The following is a 15,317-nucleotide window of genomic DNA, read 5'->3' as shown; positions in this document are numbered from 1 at the left end:
GGGCGTGCCGGGGCCGCCGGGGTCAGCGGCGCCGGGCGTGGCGCGGTGTCAGCAGACCGGCGTCACGCGCGCCCGCGATGACCCGCAGAGACTTACGACGGCTGTGGCCGGTCGCCCCCATGACAGCCAACACCGGGTCCTGGCCGCGCTCCTGCGCTTGGCGGTACGCCTCCGCCGCCGCACGTCGGGCGGCCTGCCCCCGGGGTGCCGGAGGCCGGGTACGGGCTCTGGGGCGGGGCTCGGGAGTCGCGGACCGCAGGACGCACGTACCGGTGGCCCACACGGTCGGGCCCCTCTCCGGCGGACGGATGGCGGGCGGGCAGACGTCCTCCAGCGGCTCCCCGATCCAGGCGGCGAGCCGCGCGAAGCCCCGGAGCGTCAGCGGCGGGTCGGCACGCAGCTCCTCCAGCCTGACCCCGCCCCCGACGACGACGGCCAGCACCTCCACACCGGCACCGTCCGGGAGCCTCAGCCCGGCCTCGAACCAGGGAGGAAGACCGTCGCCGCTGCCCGGGCCCCGGGGTACATCGCCCGGCAGGCCGGATGCGGAGTCAGCCGACGCGTCCGGGGCCGGGCTCGGGTCCAGGTCCGGGTCCGCGCCGGGGGCGGGGTCCGAAGCCTCCCCCGCGGTTCCATGCGCTCCGGCGCCCGCGCCTCGGCGTGCGCCGGAGCCGTAGCCCCGCACTTCCCAGACCGGCCACAGCGCCTGGGCATCCGGCTGGGGCACCGGTTCGCCGGGCTGTTGTGCCGGGGCATCCGGCCGTGGCGCGAAACCGTCGGTCTCGTAGGGACAATTCGACGAGTAAGCGGATCTCTCCGACACATCGGCACCGTAGCCCGCGCGATGCGCACCGGTCCGGGCGGCACGCACGGTCCCCGGGACGGCACCCTGTCGCGGGACGGTGGCACCCCGATCGGCCCACCGTGGAACCCGGCGGCCGGGCCGGGCGGCCGGCGGGGCTCGCCGGGCGGGCGGTCGGCCACGACCCCGCCGCAGGGCCTCCGGCACCCCGTCCCACCAGCGTAAACAAGGTGGTTCACGGTCCGTTGTCAGTGGCCGGGTGCAGACTGTGCCGTACCTCAGACAACGGCGTCTCGAAGGCGGTGTCCGGCATGGCAGATGTACTGCTCGCGGTAGGTACGAGAAAGGGTCTGTTCCTCGCACGGCGGAAGGAGGAGCGCAGGGGCCAGACCGGCTGGGACTTCACCGGCCCGCATTTCAACGCCCAGGCCGTTTACTCCTTCAGCATCGACCGGCGTGGCTCGGGACCGCCCCGACTGCTCGTCGGCGGGGACAGCGCGCACTGGGGCCCGTCGGTCTTCCACTCCGACGATCTGGGCAGGACGTGGACGGAACCCGAGCAGCCGCCCGTCAAGTACCCGGCGGATACAGGCGCTTCGCTGGAACGCGTGTGGCAGCTCCAGCCCGGCGGGGAGGACGAGCCGGGGGTGGTCTACGCGGGCACGGAGCCGGGCGGCCTGTTCCGTTCGGAGGACGGGGGCGAGTCCTTCGAGCTGGTCCGCCCCCTGTGGGAGCACCCCACACGCGAGGAGTGGCAGCCGGGCGGCGGCGGGCTGGGACTGCACACCATCCTGGTCGATCCCCGCGACTCGCGCGCCCTCACGGTCGCCGTCTCGACGGGCGGTGCCTATCGCACGGCGGACGGCGGGGCGAGCTGGGAGCCCTGCAACCGCGGGGTCTCCGCCGTCTTCCTGCCGGAGAGCCGGCGCTATCCGGACTACGGCCAGTGCGTCCACAAGATCGCCCGGGACTCGCAGAACCCCGACCGCTTCTATCTCCAGAACCACTGGGGCGTCTTCCGCAGCGACGACAACGCCACCAGCTGGGAGTCGATCGGTGACAGCCTCCCGTCCGACTTCGGATTCCCGGTGGCCGCCCACCCCAGACGCGGCGGCGTGGCCTACCTCTTTCCGCTGAACGCGGACGCGGACCGGGTACCGGCCGAACACCACTGCCGAGTGCACCGCACGCAGGACGCGGGCGACAGCTGGGAGGCCCTGGGGGCAGGGCTGCCGGAGTCGGCCCACTACGGCCCGGTGCTGCGGGACGCACTGTGCACGGACGACGCGGATCCGGCGGGAATCTACTTCGGCAATCGCAACGGGGAGGTCTACGCCAGCGCCGACGAGGGCGACAGCTGGCAGCAGCTGGCCTCCCATCTGCCCGATGTGCTGTGCGTGCGGGCGGCGGTGATCGGTTGAGTGCACGAGGACCGCGGGAGCGCGGACGGAGCACCTGGGTGAGCCAGTAGAGTGACGGCTCGTGGCAGCACGACCGTTGAACGAAATTGTCGAACCCGGCTGGGCGAAAGCGCTGGAGCCGGTGGCCGAACGGGTCGCCGCGATGGGCGACTTCCTGAGAGCGGAAGTCGCGGCGGGGCGGACCTATCTGCCGTCCGGAGCCAACGTCCTGCGCGCCTTCCAGCAGCCCTTCGATGAGGTGCGCGTCCTCATCGTGGGCCAGGACCCGTATCCGACGCCGGGGCACGCCGTCGGCCTGTCCTTCTCGGTGGCGCCGGAAGTCAGACCGCTGCCGGGCAGCCTTGAGAACATCTTCCGCGAGATGCACAACGACCTCGGCGCGCCCCGCCCCTCCAACGGCGATCTGACGCCCTGGACCCACCAGGGAGTCCTGCTGCTCAACAGGGCGTTGACGACCGCTCCCCGCAAACCGGCCGCGCACCGCGGCAAGGGCTGGGAGGAGGTCACCGAGCAGGCGATCCGGGCGCTGGTGGCGCGCGGGCGGCCGATGGTGTCGGTGCTGTGGGGCCGGGACGCGCGCAATCTGCGTCCGCTGCTGGGCGATCTGCCCTCCGTCGAGTCCTCGCACCCCTCCCCCATGTCCGCCGACCGGGGCTTCTTCGGCTCGCGCCCGTTCAGCCGGGTCAACGAACTGCTGGCCCGGCAGGGCGCCGAGCCGGTGGACTGGCGCCTGCCATGAGCCCGGCCGCCCGCGCCGGGGCCGGAATCGCAGCCGCCTCCGGAGCCGGTGGCGGGGCCGGGGACGCGTGGGTGCTGGGCGTGGATTCGGGCGGCTCGGGGCTCCGGGTCGCGTTGGCGCGCCCGCGCGCAGGTCCCGGCCGGACGGCCCCGCGCCCGGTGGCCGTCACCAGCTGCGCCGAACCGGTGCGGACCGGCCCCACCGGGCTCGACGCGGCGCACATGTGGGGGCAGTTGGCGCCCGCCGTACGCGCCCTGCTGGCCGAGGCGGGCGCGGCGGAGGAGTCCGGACCGGCAGCCGGGGACGCGCACATCGCGGCGGCCTGTGTGGGTGCCGCCGGGATGGCCTCGCTCGGAGACGGACTGCGGGCCGAACTGCCGGGCGCGCTGGCCGGCACGTTCGGAGTCCGGCGTATCGCGCTGGCGGCGGACGCCGTCACCGCGTACGCCGGGGCGCTCGGGGAGCGGCCGGGCGCTGTCGTCGCGGCGGGCACCGGAATGATCGCGATGGGCACGGACCTGGCCTCGTGGCGCCGCGCGGACGGCTGGGGGCATCTGCTGGGCGACTGCGGCAGCGGGGCGTGGATCGGCCGGGCCGGGCTGGAGGCCGCGATGCGCGGCATCGACGGCCGCGCGGGCGGCTCGGCGGCGCTGCGCGCACGCGCGGAGGAAATGTTCGGTGCCCCGCTCGACGGCCTCCCCGGGCAGCTGTATCCGCGCCCGGACCGGCCGGCCGTACTCGCTGCGTTCGCACCGCAGGTGGCCCGGTGCGCGGCGGATGGCGATCCGGTGGCCGGGGGCATCGTGCGAGCGGCGGCAGGTGAGATCGCGAAGAGTGCGGCGGCCGTGTGCCCGCGCGGGCCGGACGAGGAGGAGGGGGAGGACGGGGAGGACGGGCCGGCCCTGGTCGCCTGCACCGGCGGGCTGTTCCGGCTGGGCCAGGTGCTGACCGGCCCCCTGCGCGCCGAGTTCGCCCGGCTGCTGCCCACCGCGCGGATGACCGAGCCGGCAGGTGATCCGCTGGATGGCGCACTGCTGATCGCGGAGCGCCTCGCGGGCGACTGCCTCGCCCTGCCGCCGGATCCGAGGCTGCTCGCTGTCTTGTAGCGGTCTCGCGACGGCCCGGCTGCGCGGTGGTCGGTCCGTCCTCGACGCGATCCGGTGGCACCGCGGTCCGGTAGCGCGGCGTGGTGCCGATGGCACGGCGGTCCGATGGCACGGCGGTCCACCAGCGAGCCGGCCCGGTAGCGCGGGCGGGACACCGGGGGCGTGCGCGACGGTTGGTGCGCGGCCTTGGGTGCGCGTGGCGCGGTTCGGTACCGGCTGCGGACGCGGCTGCAATGCCCTCGTGAAGCCACCCGGCTGCGTCCGAGGTGGGCAAGCGGTGGGCATGGCACGGAAGGCGTCGGGCACCGATTGCCAGAAACGGCCAAACAGCATCACACAAGCTGGTGGGCGAATCGGGACATACGCCCACTGGTCTCCCCCGGCTGAACAGCCAAGCGCATCAAGGCATTAGCATGCGGGCGCATGAGCTCCCCCACAGGGCCGGAGAATGGCCTGCCCGTACGAATGCCGCGCCCACGCCAGCCCGGACGGCACCGCCGCCCGGAGCCCGTCGTCGCGCCCGAGAACGCGCCCGCGCTGGTACTGGCCGTGCCCGGCGCGCCCTCCAGCGCCCCCCGCAGCCTCGCCGAGGAGACGCTGAGCATCGCGCGCTCCGAGCTGCCGGGACTCAACGCGCGCATTGGTTTCACCGAGGGTGACGATGAGGAGTTCCCGACCATCCGGTCGGCGCTGACCGAGGCAGTCACCGAACGCGCGGCGCGGCTGCGGGTCCTGCGGGATGCCCCGGCGCCGGTCGCCGTCCCGGAGGACGCGGCCCCGGAGGAGCGGGAGGCCGCCGAAGCGCGGGAGGCCGCCGCCACCGAGGCGGCACGGGCCGCCGAGGACGACGGACTGCCGGCCGTCGTGGTGCCTCTGCTCGCCGGGCCGGACGCGGCGCAGCTGCGGCGTATCCGCCAGGAGGTGCTCAACAGCGGCTCGGGCGCCGAGCTGACCGACGTGCTGGGCCCGCACCCGCTGCTGGCCGAGGCCGTGCACGTGCGGCTGTCGGAGGCGGGTCTGGCCCGCGCCGACCGCGCCCGGCTGTTCACGGTGGCGACGGCGGCGGACGGCATCATCCTGGCCACCGTAGGGGGCGAGGAGGCCGTTCAGGCAGCGGGGATCACGGGGATGCTGCTGGCGGCCCGGCTGGCCGTACCGGTGCTCGCCGCGGCGCTGGACGACGAGGGCGCCATCACCCACACCGCCGAGCAGCTGCGCGGCTCCGGCTCACAGCAGTTGGCCATCGCGCCGTGTCTGATCGGCCCCGAGATCGCCGAGGGGCTGCTGGCTGCGGCGGCGGAGGAGGCGGAGTGCGCGACGGCCGAGCCGTTGGGGGCCTACCCGGCCCTGGGCAAGCTCGTGGCCTCCACCTTCGCGGCGAAGGCCGGGATCGCCCAGCAGCAGGCCGCTCAGGGCATGCCGGTGCGCTGAGGCGCCCTCCCGGGGCGCTGGACGACGGCGGGAGACGGTGTGCGGGTGGCAGGGGCGCGGCACGGTGCCGCCTGTCTGCCGCCCGCACAGCGTGATTCCACAGCGCCTCACCCGGCCCCGCCCTCCATACCGGAGTCGGCGGTCAGGCGGTCAGGCGGTCAGGCGGTCAGGCGAAGACGACGCAGGACGGTGCCGGGGCGGCGAGGGAGCCCGTCGGGTGCGGCGTTCCGTCCGTGGGATCGACGTCGAACCATGTGACGTCTCCCGAGCGCTCGTTGGCGGCGTAGAGCCAGCGGCCGGAGGGGTGTACGGCCACATCGCGTGGCCAGTGTCCGCCGCAGGGCACGGTGGTGAGCAGCTCGGGCGGACCGTCGGTTCCGAGTCCCAGTACGGCGATGCGGTCGGCGCCCCGGATGCCTGCCCAGGCGAAGCGGCCATCCGGGGAGAGGGCCAGCGCCGAGGGGTAGTTGTCCGTGCCCGCGTGCTCTTCCGGGAGGAGCCGGGTCTCATCCAGCGGCTCCAGGACCCCCTTCTCCTCGTCCCAGCGGCATGTGGTCACGGTGGTGTCCAGTTCGTTGACGACGTAGACCCGCGAGCCGCCGGTGGGCCGTCCGCGCTCGGCGGAGGGCGGGGCGAACGCCAAGTGGCGCGGGCCCGTACCGGCGCGCAGGGGGGCCTCGCGGTGGAGGCGCGGGCCGTGCTCGTCCCCGCGCAGGTCGTAGATCCACACCGAGTCGGTGCCCAGGTCGGTCGACAGCAGCCACCGGCCCGTGGGGTCCGGCACGACGGCGTGCGCGTGGGGGCCCTGCTGGCGCTGCTCGTGGGGGCCATGGCCGGTGTGCTGGTGGGTGGCCGCCGGGCCGTCGAGGCCGCCGTCGGCGCGCAGGGGCAGCGCGCTGACGTCGCCGGACCCGTAGTTGGCGGTGTAGAGGCGTCCCGCCGCGAGCGCCAGGTGGGTGGGCGCGCTCCCGTTCACGGGCACGGCGGCGCCCAGCGGCATCGGCCCGCCGCTGCCGCTGCGGGCGGCGGCAGCGTCACCGACAGTGGAACCGGAATACGGATCGGGGCCGGAATCCGACACGGCGAGTGAGAGTGCCGCTGCCGCGCCGGGATCGGTCTCGCTGACCGCGTAGAGCGTCCCGCCGTCGGGTGCCAGGGTCAGGAACGAGGGGTCGGCGACGGCGTCTTCCGTATGGTGCAGCGCCGTGAGCGCGCCCGTCCCGGGGGCGACGGACGCCGTGGTGATGCCACGGCCCCCCGCCGAGGTGAACGAGCCGATGTACGCCAGCTGCCGCCGCTTCGTGCCCTCGGTCACCACGCCACCCTTTCGCCGATCCCGTCCGCCGTTTCAATTCGCCGCCCCGGCCGGGCCGTTGCCGCCTGGGCCACGACCGTAACAGGCGCCTCCGCCATCCCCCGGGCGTGCGGCACGAGGCCCCGGGGGGGGCGTGCGCTGGGGTCAGGCGCCCGTCGGCGCCGGGCGGGTGCGCCGCAGCGGAACGGCCAGTTCCAGCAGGGCCTGCTCCAGGGCATGGAGGTGGGCGAGGTGCGGCTCGGGGACGTCGGTCCGCGCTGCGGCCACCGTCGCGGTACGGGGCTGGGCGCGCGGCCCCGTCGTCGGCGCTTCGGTGAGCGCCTCGACGGCGGTCTCGACGCGCGCGCAGGCGGCGGCGAGGCGGGCGTCGTGCGATGCCACGGGGTCGGCGGCGACGGAGGCGAGCCCGCGCACCTCGCGCGCGCAGTCGTCGAGCAGCGCGAGCACGTGCCGGGCCCGGCCCCTGCGCGCCGCCAGCGGGCTGAGGGGATGTACGAGCGGCGCGAGGGAGAGGCGGACGCGGCCGAGGATCGACTCCAGCTCGGCGACGCGCGGCGCCGGGTCGGCAGCCGCGTCGCCCGCGAGGCGGGCCGCCGACTCCGCGGTGCAGGCGCGCACACAGCGCAGCGCCCGCTCGACCCAGGCGTCGGTGACGGCGTGTGTGGTCACCGGCAGGATCAGGAGCACGGCGAACACCGCCCCCAGCGCGCCGACCACCGTCTCACCCGCCCGCAGCGCCAGCAGCGCCGGGTCGAGCACGCCGAGCAGCCCGTACAGCATGCTGGCCATGACCGTGACGGCGAGCATCATCCAGGTGTACGACACCGCCGCCGAGTAGAAGATCCCGAAGACGCTGAGCGCGACGATCACCGCGGTCGGGACCGGCTGCCCGTGCAGCGGCACGGCGACGAAGAGGCCGAGCACGGCCCCCAGGGACGTACCGAGGAACCGCCGGAACCCGCGGACGAGCGTCTCGCCGCGCGAGGCGGTGTTCACGAACACCCACCAAGTGGCCCCCACCGCCCAGTACCAGCGCTGGTCGGAGAGCACCTGGCCGACGGCGAGCGCGAAGGCCGCAGCCGCCGTGGCCTGCACCGCCTGCCGTGTCGTGATCCGCGCCAGCCGCCTGCCCCCGGTCGGCGGCGCCACGGCTGCCGGTACCGGCAGCCGGCGCTCGTAGCACCACGCGCCGAAACGCACCGCCGAGGCCGCGACGAGCGAGAGGAGCACGGCCGCGTACAGCTCCGGCAGCCGGCCGGGCACGGCGTGCAGGAACTGGGCCGCGAAGAAGATCATGAACGCGAACACGCCCAGCGAGTGACCACGCGGCCCCCACCTCCGGGCGTAGACCCCCGCCCCCACCACCGCGAGGAACGCCAGGTCACGGGCCAGGGGCAGGTCGTGCAGCACCGCCGCGAGGGCGAGCACCGGCAAGCCGGCGACCGGCAGGAGCGCGGTGGTGAGGGCCTGATCGCGCACGGTCGCGTCCGTCACCGTGAACAGGGCGAGCAGCGCGGCCAGGCCGCCGGTGATCGCCGCCGCCAGCGAATGCCCGGTCAGACCGCACAGCGCGACAGCGAGTCCGATCCCGAGCACGGCCCGGGATGCGAACCGCAGCCGCATCCGCCCGGGATCCGGCGCCACGAACGCCCTCTTCAGCAAGGTGTCCCGCCTTCCCGCACACAGGTGCGCACTTGCTCCGGCACGCGGTGCGCCACGGCATGAGAAAGGCGCCGCGGGGATCCGCAGCGCCATCGACACCCCCATCTCAGCATTTGGAAGGCCGCTCGTGCAACTGAGGGGCGGCCCCGGGCCCCGGTGACCCACCCTGTCCCGGCGCACCGGACCCGGCGACGCCCGCCCCCGCCCCGCCCTGGTGGCGGGCCCCGGGCCGGGTCAGCACTCGGGGAGGGACTGGACCGCGGTCGCGGTGATGGTCTCGACGGCGTGCGTGAGGGTGGGGATCCCGCGGGCGCCGAGGCGGGTGACGGCCGTGATGCGGCGGGCCGGGGCCGGCTCACCGCGCAGCGGGATACGCATCACGGGCAGGTCCTCGCGCAGCCGGGCCAGGCGTGGCACGAGGATCACCCCGAAGCCGTGGGCGACCAGCGCGGTGCCGGTGTCCCACTCGTCCGCGTGGTGGGCGATGTGGGGTGTGAAGCCCGCGGTCATGCAGGCCGCGAGGACCAACTGGTGGTAGGTCGTGCCCGGGTTGCCCACGATCCACGGTTCCCGCGCGGCGTCGGCGAGCGTGACCCGCTGCCGCCGGGCCAGCGGGTGGCCCTCCGCGACGACCAGGTCCAACGGGTCGTCCAGCAGCGGCCGTTGATCGAAGCGGTGGTCGGTCATGGGCGGCGAGTCCGCGGTGACGACCACCAGCGCGAGGTCGGCTTCTTCGGAGAGCAGCAGGTCGAAGCAGCGGTCGGGCTCGGCTTCGATGATGCGGACGGTGAGGTGGGGGTGGGCGTCGCGCAACCGGGCCGCCGCGGGGGGCAGCAGGCGGCTGGCAGCGGTGGAGAAGCCGCACAGCGTGACCTGGCCGGTGGGTTCGGTACCCGCGGTGGCCAGCTCGGCGCGGGCGAGTTCCCACTGCTCTTGGAGGCGTTCGGCGTGCCGCAGCAGGATGCGGGCCGCGTTCGTCAGACGGATGCCCCGGCCCTGGTGGACCACCAGCTCTACGCCGACCTCGGCGGCGAGTTGACGCAGTTGGTAGGAGACGGCGGAGGGCGTGTAGTGCAGTGCCTGTGCGGCGGCGGTCACGGTGCCGTGCTCGGCGACCATCTGGAGGATGCGGAGCCGGGAGTCAATCATGCGAAGAGTTTGCACGATCAGCTCCATAATCGTTTGATTCCCTTCGGCTTTCTCCGCCCGCACCCTGGCGAACGTGACTGATCAGGGAGCGGTTTCGGGCCGGAGCACGGATGAGGTTCACGACGTCATGCGCGGCTCGCGCGTCCGCCCCGGACGGCGTGGCCATCCGGACAGGCGCGCCACTCGCGGGTCGGCGCGGCGCCCCGGCCGACGGGGGGCCAGGGCGCGCTGACCGGCGGCAGTCGGGAAGCACCGGCCGGCGATCGGTGCACCGCGTCGGCCGCCCGACGGGGCGCGTCCGCCATGCGCCGGGGCGCGCCGACCGGCAGGCGGTGCGGACCGCAGGGCTCTTGGTGGTGGAGCTGGCCGCGGGCGCCTATCTGCCCAGCCCGCTCTACCCCGGATACCAGCGGCTCTTCGGCTTCGACGACTCGGTGATGACGCTGCTGTTCGCCACGTTCGCCCTGGTCAGCGGAGCGGCACTGCTGCTGTGCGGCCCGGCGGCCGAAGCGGTGGGGCTCCGGCCCGCGCTGCGGCTGAGCGTGTTGCCCGCCGCCGGCTCCGGCTGTTTCGTCCTCGCCGACGGCCCCGCCTGGCTCTTCGCCGGCCGGGTCGGCCAGGCACTGGCGCTGGGCGCCGCCACCGGGGCCGCCTCGCTCCCCGCCGCACTCGGTTCCGCGCTCCTGGCCGGGGCCGGTCACGGACTGGCCTTCAGCGGTGCGACCGGGGCGGTGTACGCGCGGACGCCGGCCGGGCAACGCGCCGGGACGGGGGCCGCGCTGTACCTCCTCTTCTACCTCGGGTCGGGGACACCGGCCGTCGCCATCGGGCTGATGGCGGACTGGATGCCGCTGCCCACGGCCGTCGCCGGGCTCAGCTGGGCCGCCGCCGCGCTGGGTGTGTTCGCGCTGTCGGCCACCTTCGGCGGCGCCGTACGTGAGGTCCGGGAGGCGCGGGAAGTCCGTGGAGGAGAGGGCCAGGACCGGGCAGGTGGCCCGTCAGGCGTCGATAACGAGGTTCTCCCGTGGTGTTGAGCAGCAGAGGAGGATCTTGTTCCGGGCTGTGTCGCGGGGGTGGATGCCGCCGTTGTGCCGCATGTCCACAGATCCCTTCTCCAAGGTGGTCATACAGGAGCCGCACAGCCCTTGTCCGCATGAGGAGGGGAGTGTGATGCCCGCCCGCGCCGCCGCTTCCAGCACGGGGGTGGCGCTGTCGCATTCGATGGTCCTGCCGCTGCGGGAGAGTTCCACGGCGAACCTCGTCGCGCCCCCGACAGTCGCGCCCTCGGAGCCGGTCGCCACGTCGGCGTCAACCGGCGCCGCCGATGGCCTCGTCGGCGCGGCGGCGGCCCCGAAGGTCTCCTGATGGTGGCGATCCATCGGGAAGCCCGCGGCGGCGAGCAGTTCGCGGACAGCGCGCATATAGCCGGGCGGGCCGCAGGTGAAGACTTCACGTTCGAGGAAGTCGGGGGCGATGAGCCGCAGCAAACCGGCGGTGAGCCGGCCCCGGTGACCGCTCCATGCCTCGCTCGCCCCGCCGTCCTCGCAGACGTGGACGACGCGGATGTTCGGCATCGTGCCGGAGATCAGCTCCAGTTCCTGGCGGAAGGGGATGTCCTCGGGGGTGCGGGCGCTGTGCACGAAGACGGCATCCGCCCCGGACGCGAGGTCGTAGAGCGTTCTGGTCATCGACATCAGGGGCGTGATCCCGCTGCCGCCCGAGAGGAAGAGGTACGCGGGCGCCGGATGCCGGGCCATGGAGAAGTGGCCGAACGGCCCCCGGGCGCGCACCGTGTCGCCCGCCTTCAGGTGATCGTGCAGCCAGTTCGAGACCAGTCCGCCGGGGACCCGTTTCACGGTGATCGCGACGAGGCGCGGGCGCGACGGTGGGGAGCAGATGGAGTAGCGGCGCTCGGTCTCCTGACCGTCGATCTCGAACGTGAACACCAGGTGCTGGCCCGGGTCGTGCCGGAAGTCGTACTGGAAGCGGCCGGGATCGCGGGGCGCGGTCGTCCCGCCCTGCGCTGCCTGCGCACCCGGCACTACCGGCGCCACCGGCTCGAACACGAAGGTCTTCATGTCGCTGGTGACCCGCTGGACGCGCTTGCAGACCAGCATCCGGTCTCCGGCCGGGTGCCCGTAGCGGTGCTCGGACGGGGACGCGAGGGGCACCGGGCCGGCGAGGGTGAGCATCTCAGTCATCGTCAAGGGCCTCTCGGAGCCGGGTGATGTACCAGTTGCAGAACGCCTCGACCTGGTACTCCGTCGGCGCGTACGGGCCCGGCTCATAGGCCGGGCTGGAGATCCCGCGCTGGGCGCGGGCGACCAGGTGTGCGTCCTGCTCGTTCGTCGCGGTCCAGATCTTCGTCAGCGTGTCCAGGTCGTAGTCCACGCCCTCGGTGGCCTCCGGGTGGACGAGCCACGTGGTGCGCAGCACTGTCTTGTCGGGGGCGAGCGGAAGGACGCTGAAGGTGATCGCGTGGTCTGCGACGACGTGGAACCACGAGTTGGGCTGCATGTGCAGGGCTAGGTGCCCGAGCCGCGGTGTGGGCAGGCCGCCCAGGAGGGGGCGGCACGCGGCCTTGCCGTCCGCGGTGAAGGACTCACCGGCCAGGTCGAGAGCGTCGCGCTGGATGCGGAATCCGGTGGCGCGGTTGTCCAACTCCTCGATGAGCGCGTACGGCAGGCCCAGCCGCTCATACGTCTCCCGCGTCTCCGCGTCGGCCCGCAGGTATCGCTCGTGCGCCGGGCGGAGCTGCGGGGGGAGGTTCTCCTCGGTGTAGCCGTAGGTGGGGAAGAAGGTGCGCAGCAATTCGGGGTGGCCGTCGCAGTGGTAGCACTCCCGGTTGTTCTCCATCACGAGTTTCCAGTTGCCGTCCTCGACGATGTCGGACCGTGCGGCCACTTTGGCGTGGCGCAGGTCGTGCGGGAGGAGGTACGGCTCGATGCGCGCCGCGACGTCGTCGAAGTCGGCGGGCGGCCGGTCGGCGAGGCAGACGAACACGAGCCCGCCGACGCTGCGCACATGAACCGATTTGAGGCCGAAACAGGAGGGGTCGAAGCTCGCCGGCTGGGACGGTGCGTACCGGAGTGCGCCGTCGGTGCCGTAGGTCCATTTGTGGTAGCCGCAGACCAGGTTCCCGGCCGATCCGCGCCCCGCGTCGAGCAGACGCGCGCCGCGGTGCCGGCAGACGTTGTGGAAGGCGCGGAGGTTCTCCTCCTCGTCGCGCAGGACAATGACCGGGTACGGCCCGATGTCCACGGTGGTGTAGTCGCCCGGCTCCGGCACTTCCGCGTCCACCGCCGCGAAGATCCAGTGGCGGGTGAAGATCGCTGCTATATCGAGACCGAAGAATTCCCGGTCGGTGTAGAACGGGGCCTCCAGGCTGCGGCCTGCCGCACGCCGGGCCACCGCGCTCCGGACCCGGGGCCCTTCGGGAGCCTTGGTGTCGCCCAGGGATGTCACGCTGTGCTCCTCTCGATGGAACGGCTCGATAGATGGCAGGGTGGATGGCTCGTGGGCGGGCGGGGTCATACCGCCACGCAGAGCCGTAGCGCGTCCAGGACCGCGGCGTGGATGTTGCGGCTGGTCACCGCGTCGCCGATCCGGAAGAGCTGGTAGCGGCCCCCGGGGTTCGGGGCATCTCGCTGCGGCTCTCCGGCCAGCAGCTCGCGGTGGCCGACGCGCCCGAGGTTGCTCGATCCGGGGAGCAGCTCCCAGTAGAGGTCCGCGCAGGGCAGCGTGCCGTGCTCCACCACCACGTGATCCACGGCCCGTTCCCTCTCCGTGGCCGCGTACTCGCTGCGCAGGGTCGCGGTGAGGCGGCCGTCCGCCGCGCGGCGCACGGAGCACAGCCGGTGCGCCAGGGTGGTGTGCACCGAGTGTTCGGCGAAGGCCCGCAGGTAGGCGGGAGAATTCATGCTGCCGACGTCGGGCGCGAGCGTGCGCTCCGGTGTCACGTACTCGACCGCGATACCCCGACGCGCCATCACCTCTACGGCGTCCAGGCCCGGGTAGGCCCCGTTGTCGTCGTACACCAGCACGCTGCCACGGGGGCGCAGGGCACCGCTGAGGACATCCCACGTATCGGTCACGGCCGCGGCGCCCTCCCCGGGAAGGGAGGTGTTCGGCAGACCGCCTGTGGCCACGAGGACGACGTCGGGGTCTTCCGCGAGCACGTCGTCCGCCTCGGCGAGAGCGTTGAGCCGCAGGTCCACGCCGAGGACTTTGCACTCGTCCACGCGCCAGTCGACGATGCCCAGGAGATCCCGGCGACGCGGGTTGGCGGCGGCGATACGTATCTGCCCGCCGGGCACCTCCGCCGCCTCGAACAGCACGACGTCATGGCCGCGTTCGCCGAGCACCCGGGCGGCTTCCAGGCCCGCGGGCCCGCCGCCCACGATCACGGCCTTCCTCCGCCCGGCGGCGGGCGGGACCGTGTGCGGCAGCCGCAGCTCCCGGCCGGTGGCGGGATTGTGGACGCACTTGGTGTCGCCCGAGTCGTAGATCGCATCCAGGCAGTAACTCGCCCCGACACAGGGCCGGATGCGGTCCTCGGCACCGGACGCCACCTTCGCCACCAGGTGCGGATCGGCGATCTGGGCGCGGGTCATGCCCACCAGGTCGAGCAGCCCCTCCCGTACGGCGTACCGTGCCGTGGCCACGTCGGCGATACGGCCCGCGTGCATCACCGGAACATCGAGGTGGCGCTTGACCTCCGCGCTGAATTCCAGGAACGGCGCCGAAGGCGTCCCCATGGACGGGATCGCCTTTGCCAAAGTGGCGTCGCTTTCGATCGAGCCCCGGATGGTGCTGACGAAATCGATACCGTCCTCGATATACCGCCGGGCCGCTTCCAGCGCCTCCTCGAAGGACAGTCCGCCCGGCCGGTCCTCGTCCATCATCATGCGGATTCCGACGACGAAATCCGGGCCGACCGCCGAGCGGATCGCGCGGATCACCCGGCGGGGAAATGCCGAGCGGCGCACGAGACTTCCCCCGTATTCGTCACTGCGGTGATTCGTCGTCGGCGACAGAAAGCTGTCCAGGAAGTGGCCGTAGGACTGGATCTCTATACCGTCGAGACCGCTCTCCTCGCAGCGTGCGGCTGCGTCGGCGTAATCCCGCACCACGCGGTCCAGATCCCACGGTTCGGCTTCTTTGGGAAAGGCCCGGTGAGCCGGTTCACGCAGCGGCGAAGCGGAGAGAACCGGTAGCCAGTCCCCTGTGTAGTTACTGGTCCGCCGCCCCAGGTGGGTCACCTGGCACATGACGGCGGCCCCCGCACCGTGGACGTCATCAGCCAGCCGGCGCAGCCAGGGCACCACGTCGTCGCGGTAGAGCAGCAGGTTGCCGAAGGCCGGCGGGCTGTCGGGGGACACGACGGCCGAGCCGCCGATCATTGTCAGCCCGACCCCGCCCCGGGCCTTTTCCAGGTGGTACATCCGGTAGCGGTCCCCCGGAATGCCGTTTTCTCCGAACGCCGGCTCATGCGACGTACTCACCACTCTGTTGCGCAAGGTGAGGTTCTTGATGGTGAAGGGCTGGAGCAGGGGATCCGTCACTCGCGTACGCATGGCGCTCCTCGTCTACCTTCCGGACGGCCTGGAGGACTTTCCGCTCGGTGTCCTGCAGTCCGTTGTGGCAGCCGCGGCGTGCTACGCCACGGCGGTTCGAGCGAAAAGAGCAGCTA

12 protein-coding genes are annotated in these 15,317 nt (G+C 73.4%); 5 read left to right on the top strand and 7 right to left on the bottom strand.

Annotation, left to right across the window (positions count from 1 at the left end; genetic code table 11):
* Positions 1–22 precede the first annotated feature (22 nt).
* Positions 23–823: a DUF6214 family protein gene (locus ABD339_RS16985; RefSeq protein WP_344566892.1), complete on the bottom strand. Its 801-nt coding sequence runs from the start codon at positions 821–823 to the stop codon at positions 23–25.
* 290 nt (positions 824–1,113) lie between these two features.
* On the opposite strand from ABD339_RS16985, the gene ABD339_RS16980 reads away from it, so the two are divergent.
* The 4 genes from ABD339_RS16980 to ABD339_RS16965 all read left to right on the top strand — a co-directional run bounded on the left by ABD339_RS16980 (position 1,114) and on the right by ABD339_RS16965 (position 5,499).
* Positions 1,114–2,223, top strand: coding sequence for a WD40/YVTN/BNR-like repeat-containing protein (locus ABD339_RS16980; protein ID WP_344566890.1), 1,110 nt, complete (start codon positions 1,114–1,116; stop codon positions 2,221–2,223).
* A gap of 61 nt (positions 2,224–2,284) precedes the next feature.
* A complete protein-coding gene (locus ABD339_RS16975) occupies positions 2,285–2,962 on the top strand; it encodes a uracil-DNA glycosylase (protein WP_344566888.1) in 678 nt (225 codons plus the stop codon).
* Complete coding sequence (locus ABD339_RS16970) at positions 2,959–4,068, top strand: N-acetylglucosamine kinase (RefSeq protein ID WP_344566887.1); 1,110 nt, start codon at positions 2,959–2,961, stop codon at positions 4,066–4,068. Before ABD339_RS16975 ends, ABD339_RS16970 begins: the two co-directional genes overlap by 4 nt.
* Before the next feature lie 423 nt (positions 4,069–4,491).
* Positions 4,492–5,499 (top strand): sirohydrochlorin chelatase family protein, encoded by a 1,008-nt coding sequence (locus ABD339_RS16965; RefSeq protein ID WP_344566884.1) that lies wholly within the window; start codon positions 4,492–4,494, stop codon positions 5,497–5,499.
* 166 nt (positions 5,500–5,665) lie between these two features.
* Here ABD339_RS16965 and ABD339_RS16960 read toward each other — a convergent pair whose 3' ends face one another.
* From ABD339_RS16960 to ABD339_RS16950, 3 genes are all read right to left on the bottom strand, one after another.
* Entirely contained in the window at positions 5,666–6,814 is a 1,149-nt protein-coding gene (locus tag ABD339_RS16960; RefSeq protein ID WP_344566882.1) for a lactonase family protein, read from the bottom strand.
* Positions 6,815–6,958: 144 nt separating this feature from the next.
* Complete coding sequence (locus tag ABD339_RS16955; RefSeq protein ID WP_344566880.1) at positions 6,959–8,476, bottom strand: FUSC family protein; 1,518 nt, start codon at positions 8,474–8,476, stop codon at positions 6,959–6,961.
* 234 nt (positions 8,477–8,710) lie between these two features.
* Positions 8,711–9,625 (bottom strand): LysR family transcriptional regulator, encoded by a 915-nt coding sequence (locus ABD339_RS16950; protein ID WP_344566878.1) that lies wholly within the window; start codon positions 9,623–9,625, stop codon positions 8,711–8,713.
* Positions 9,626–9,957: 332 nt separating this feature from the next.
* On the opposite strand from ABD339_RS16950, the gene ABD339_RS16945 reads away from it, so the two are divergent.
* On the top strand, positions 9,958–10,659 hold the full coding sequence (locus tag ABD339_RS16945) for a hypothetical protein (RefSeq protein ID WP_344566876.1): 702 nt from the start codon (positions 9,958–9,960) through the stop codon (positions 10,657–10,659).
* Here the strand turns inward: ABD339_RS16945 and ABD339_RS16940 are convergent.
* The 3 genes from ABD339_RS16940 to ABD339_RS16930 all read right to left on the bottom strand — a co-directional run bounded on the left by ABD339_RS16940 (position 10,624) and on the right by ABD339_RS16930 (position 15,201).
* On the bottom strand, positions 10,624–11,826 hold the full coding sequence (locus ABD339_RS16940) for an FAD-binding oxidoreductase (RefSeq protein ID WP_344566874.1): 1,203 nt from the start codon (positions 11,824–11,826) through the stop codon (positions 10,624–10,626). The genes ABD339_RS16945 and ABD339_RS16940 overlap by 36 nt on opposite strands.
* Complete coding sequence (locus tag ABD339_RS16935) at positions 11,819–13,090, bottom strand: aromatic ring-hydroxylating oxygenase subunit alpha (protein WP_344566873.1); 1,272 nt, start codon at positions 13,088–13,090, stop codon at positions 11,819–11,821. The genes ABD339_RS16940 and ABD339_RS16935 overlap by 8 nt, the downstream gene beginning before the upstream one ends.
* Before the next feature lie 65 nt (positions 13,091–13,155).
* On the bottom strand, positions 13,156–15,201 hold the full coding sequence (locus ABD339_RS16930) for an oxidoreductase (RefSeq protein WP_344566871.1): 2,046 nt from the start codon (positions 15,199–15,201) through the stop codon (positions 13,156–13,158).
* Between the last annotated feature and the right edge of the window lie 116 nt (positions 15,202–15,317).

This window comes from Streptomyces axinellae (assembly GCF_039532135.1).
In the GTDB taxonomy this organism is placed as follows: domain Bacteria; phylum Actinomycetota; class Actinomycetes; order Streptomycetales; family Streptomycetaceae; genus Streptomyces; species Streptomyces axinellae.
Note: the sequence above shows the minus strand (reverse complement) of the source record. Positions and strands in the feature narration are given on the sequence as shown.

What these genes read in the sequence shown, in the direction of transcription:
- ABD339_RS16965 (WP_344566884.1), top strand. Translation starts at nt 4,492, where the DNA reads ATGAGCTCCCCCACAGGGCCGGAGAATGGCCTGCCCGTACGAATGCCG.
- ABD339_RS16930 (WP_344566871.1), bottom strand. Translation starts at nt 15,201, where the DNA reads ATGCGTACGCGAGTGACGGATCCCCTGCTCCAGCCCTTCACCATCAAG.
- ABD339_RS16950 (WP_344566878.1), bottom strand. Translation starts at nt 9,625, where the DNA reads ATGATTGACTCCCGGCTCCGCATCCTCCAGATGGTCGCCGAGCACGGC.
- ABD339_RS16980 (WP_344566890.1), top strand. Translation starts at nt 1,114, where the DNA reads ATGGCAGATGTACTGCTCGCGGTAGGTACGAGAAAGGGTCTGTTCCTC.
- ABD339_RS16970 (WP_344566887.1), top strand. Translation starts at nt 2,959, where the DNA reads ATGAGCCCGGCCGCCCGCGCCGGGGCCGGAATCGCAGCCGCCTCCGGA.
- ABD339_RS16940 (WP_344566874.1), bottom strand. Translation starts at nt 11,826, where the DNA reads ATGACTGAGATGCTCACCCTCGCCGGCCCGGTGCCCCTCGCGTCCCCG.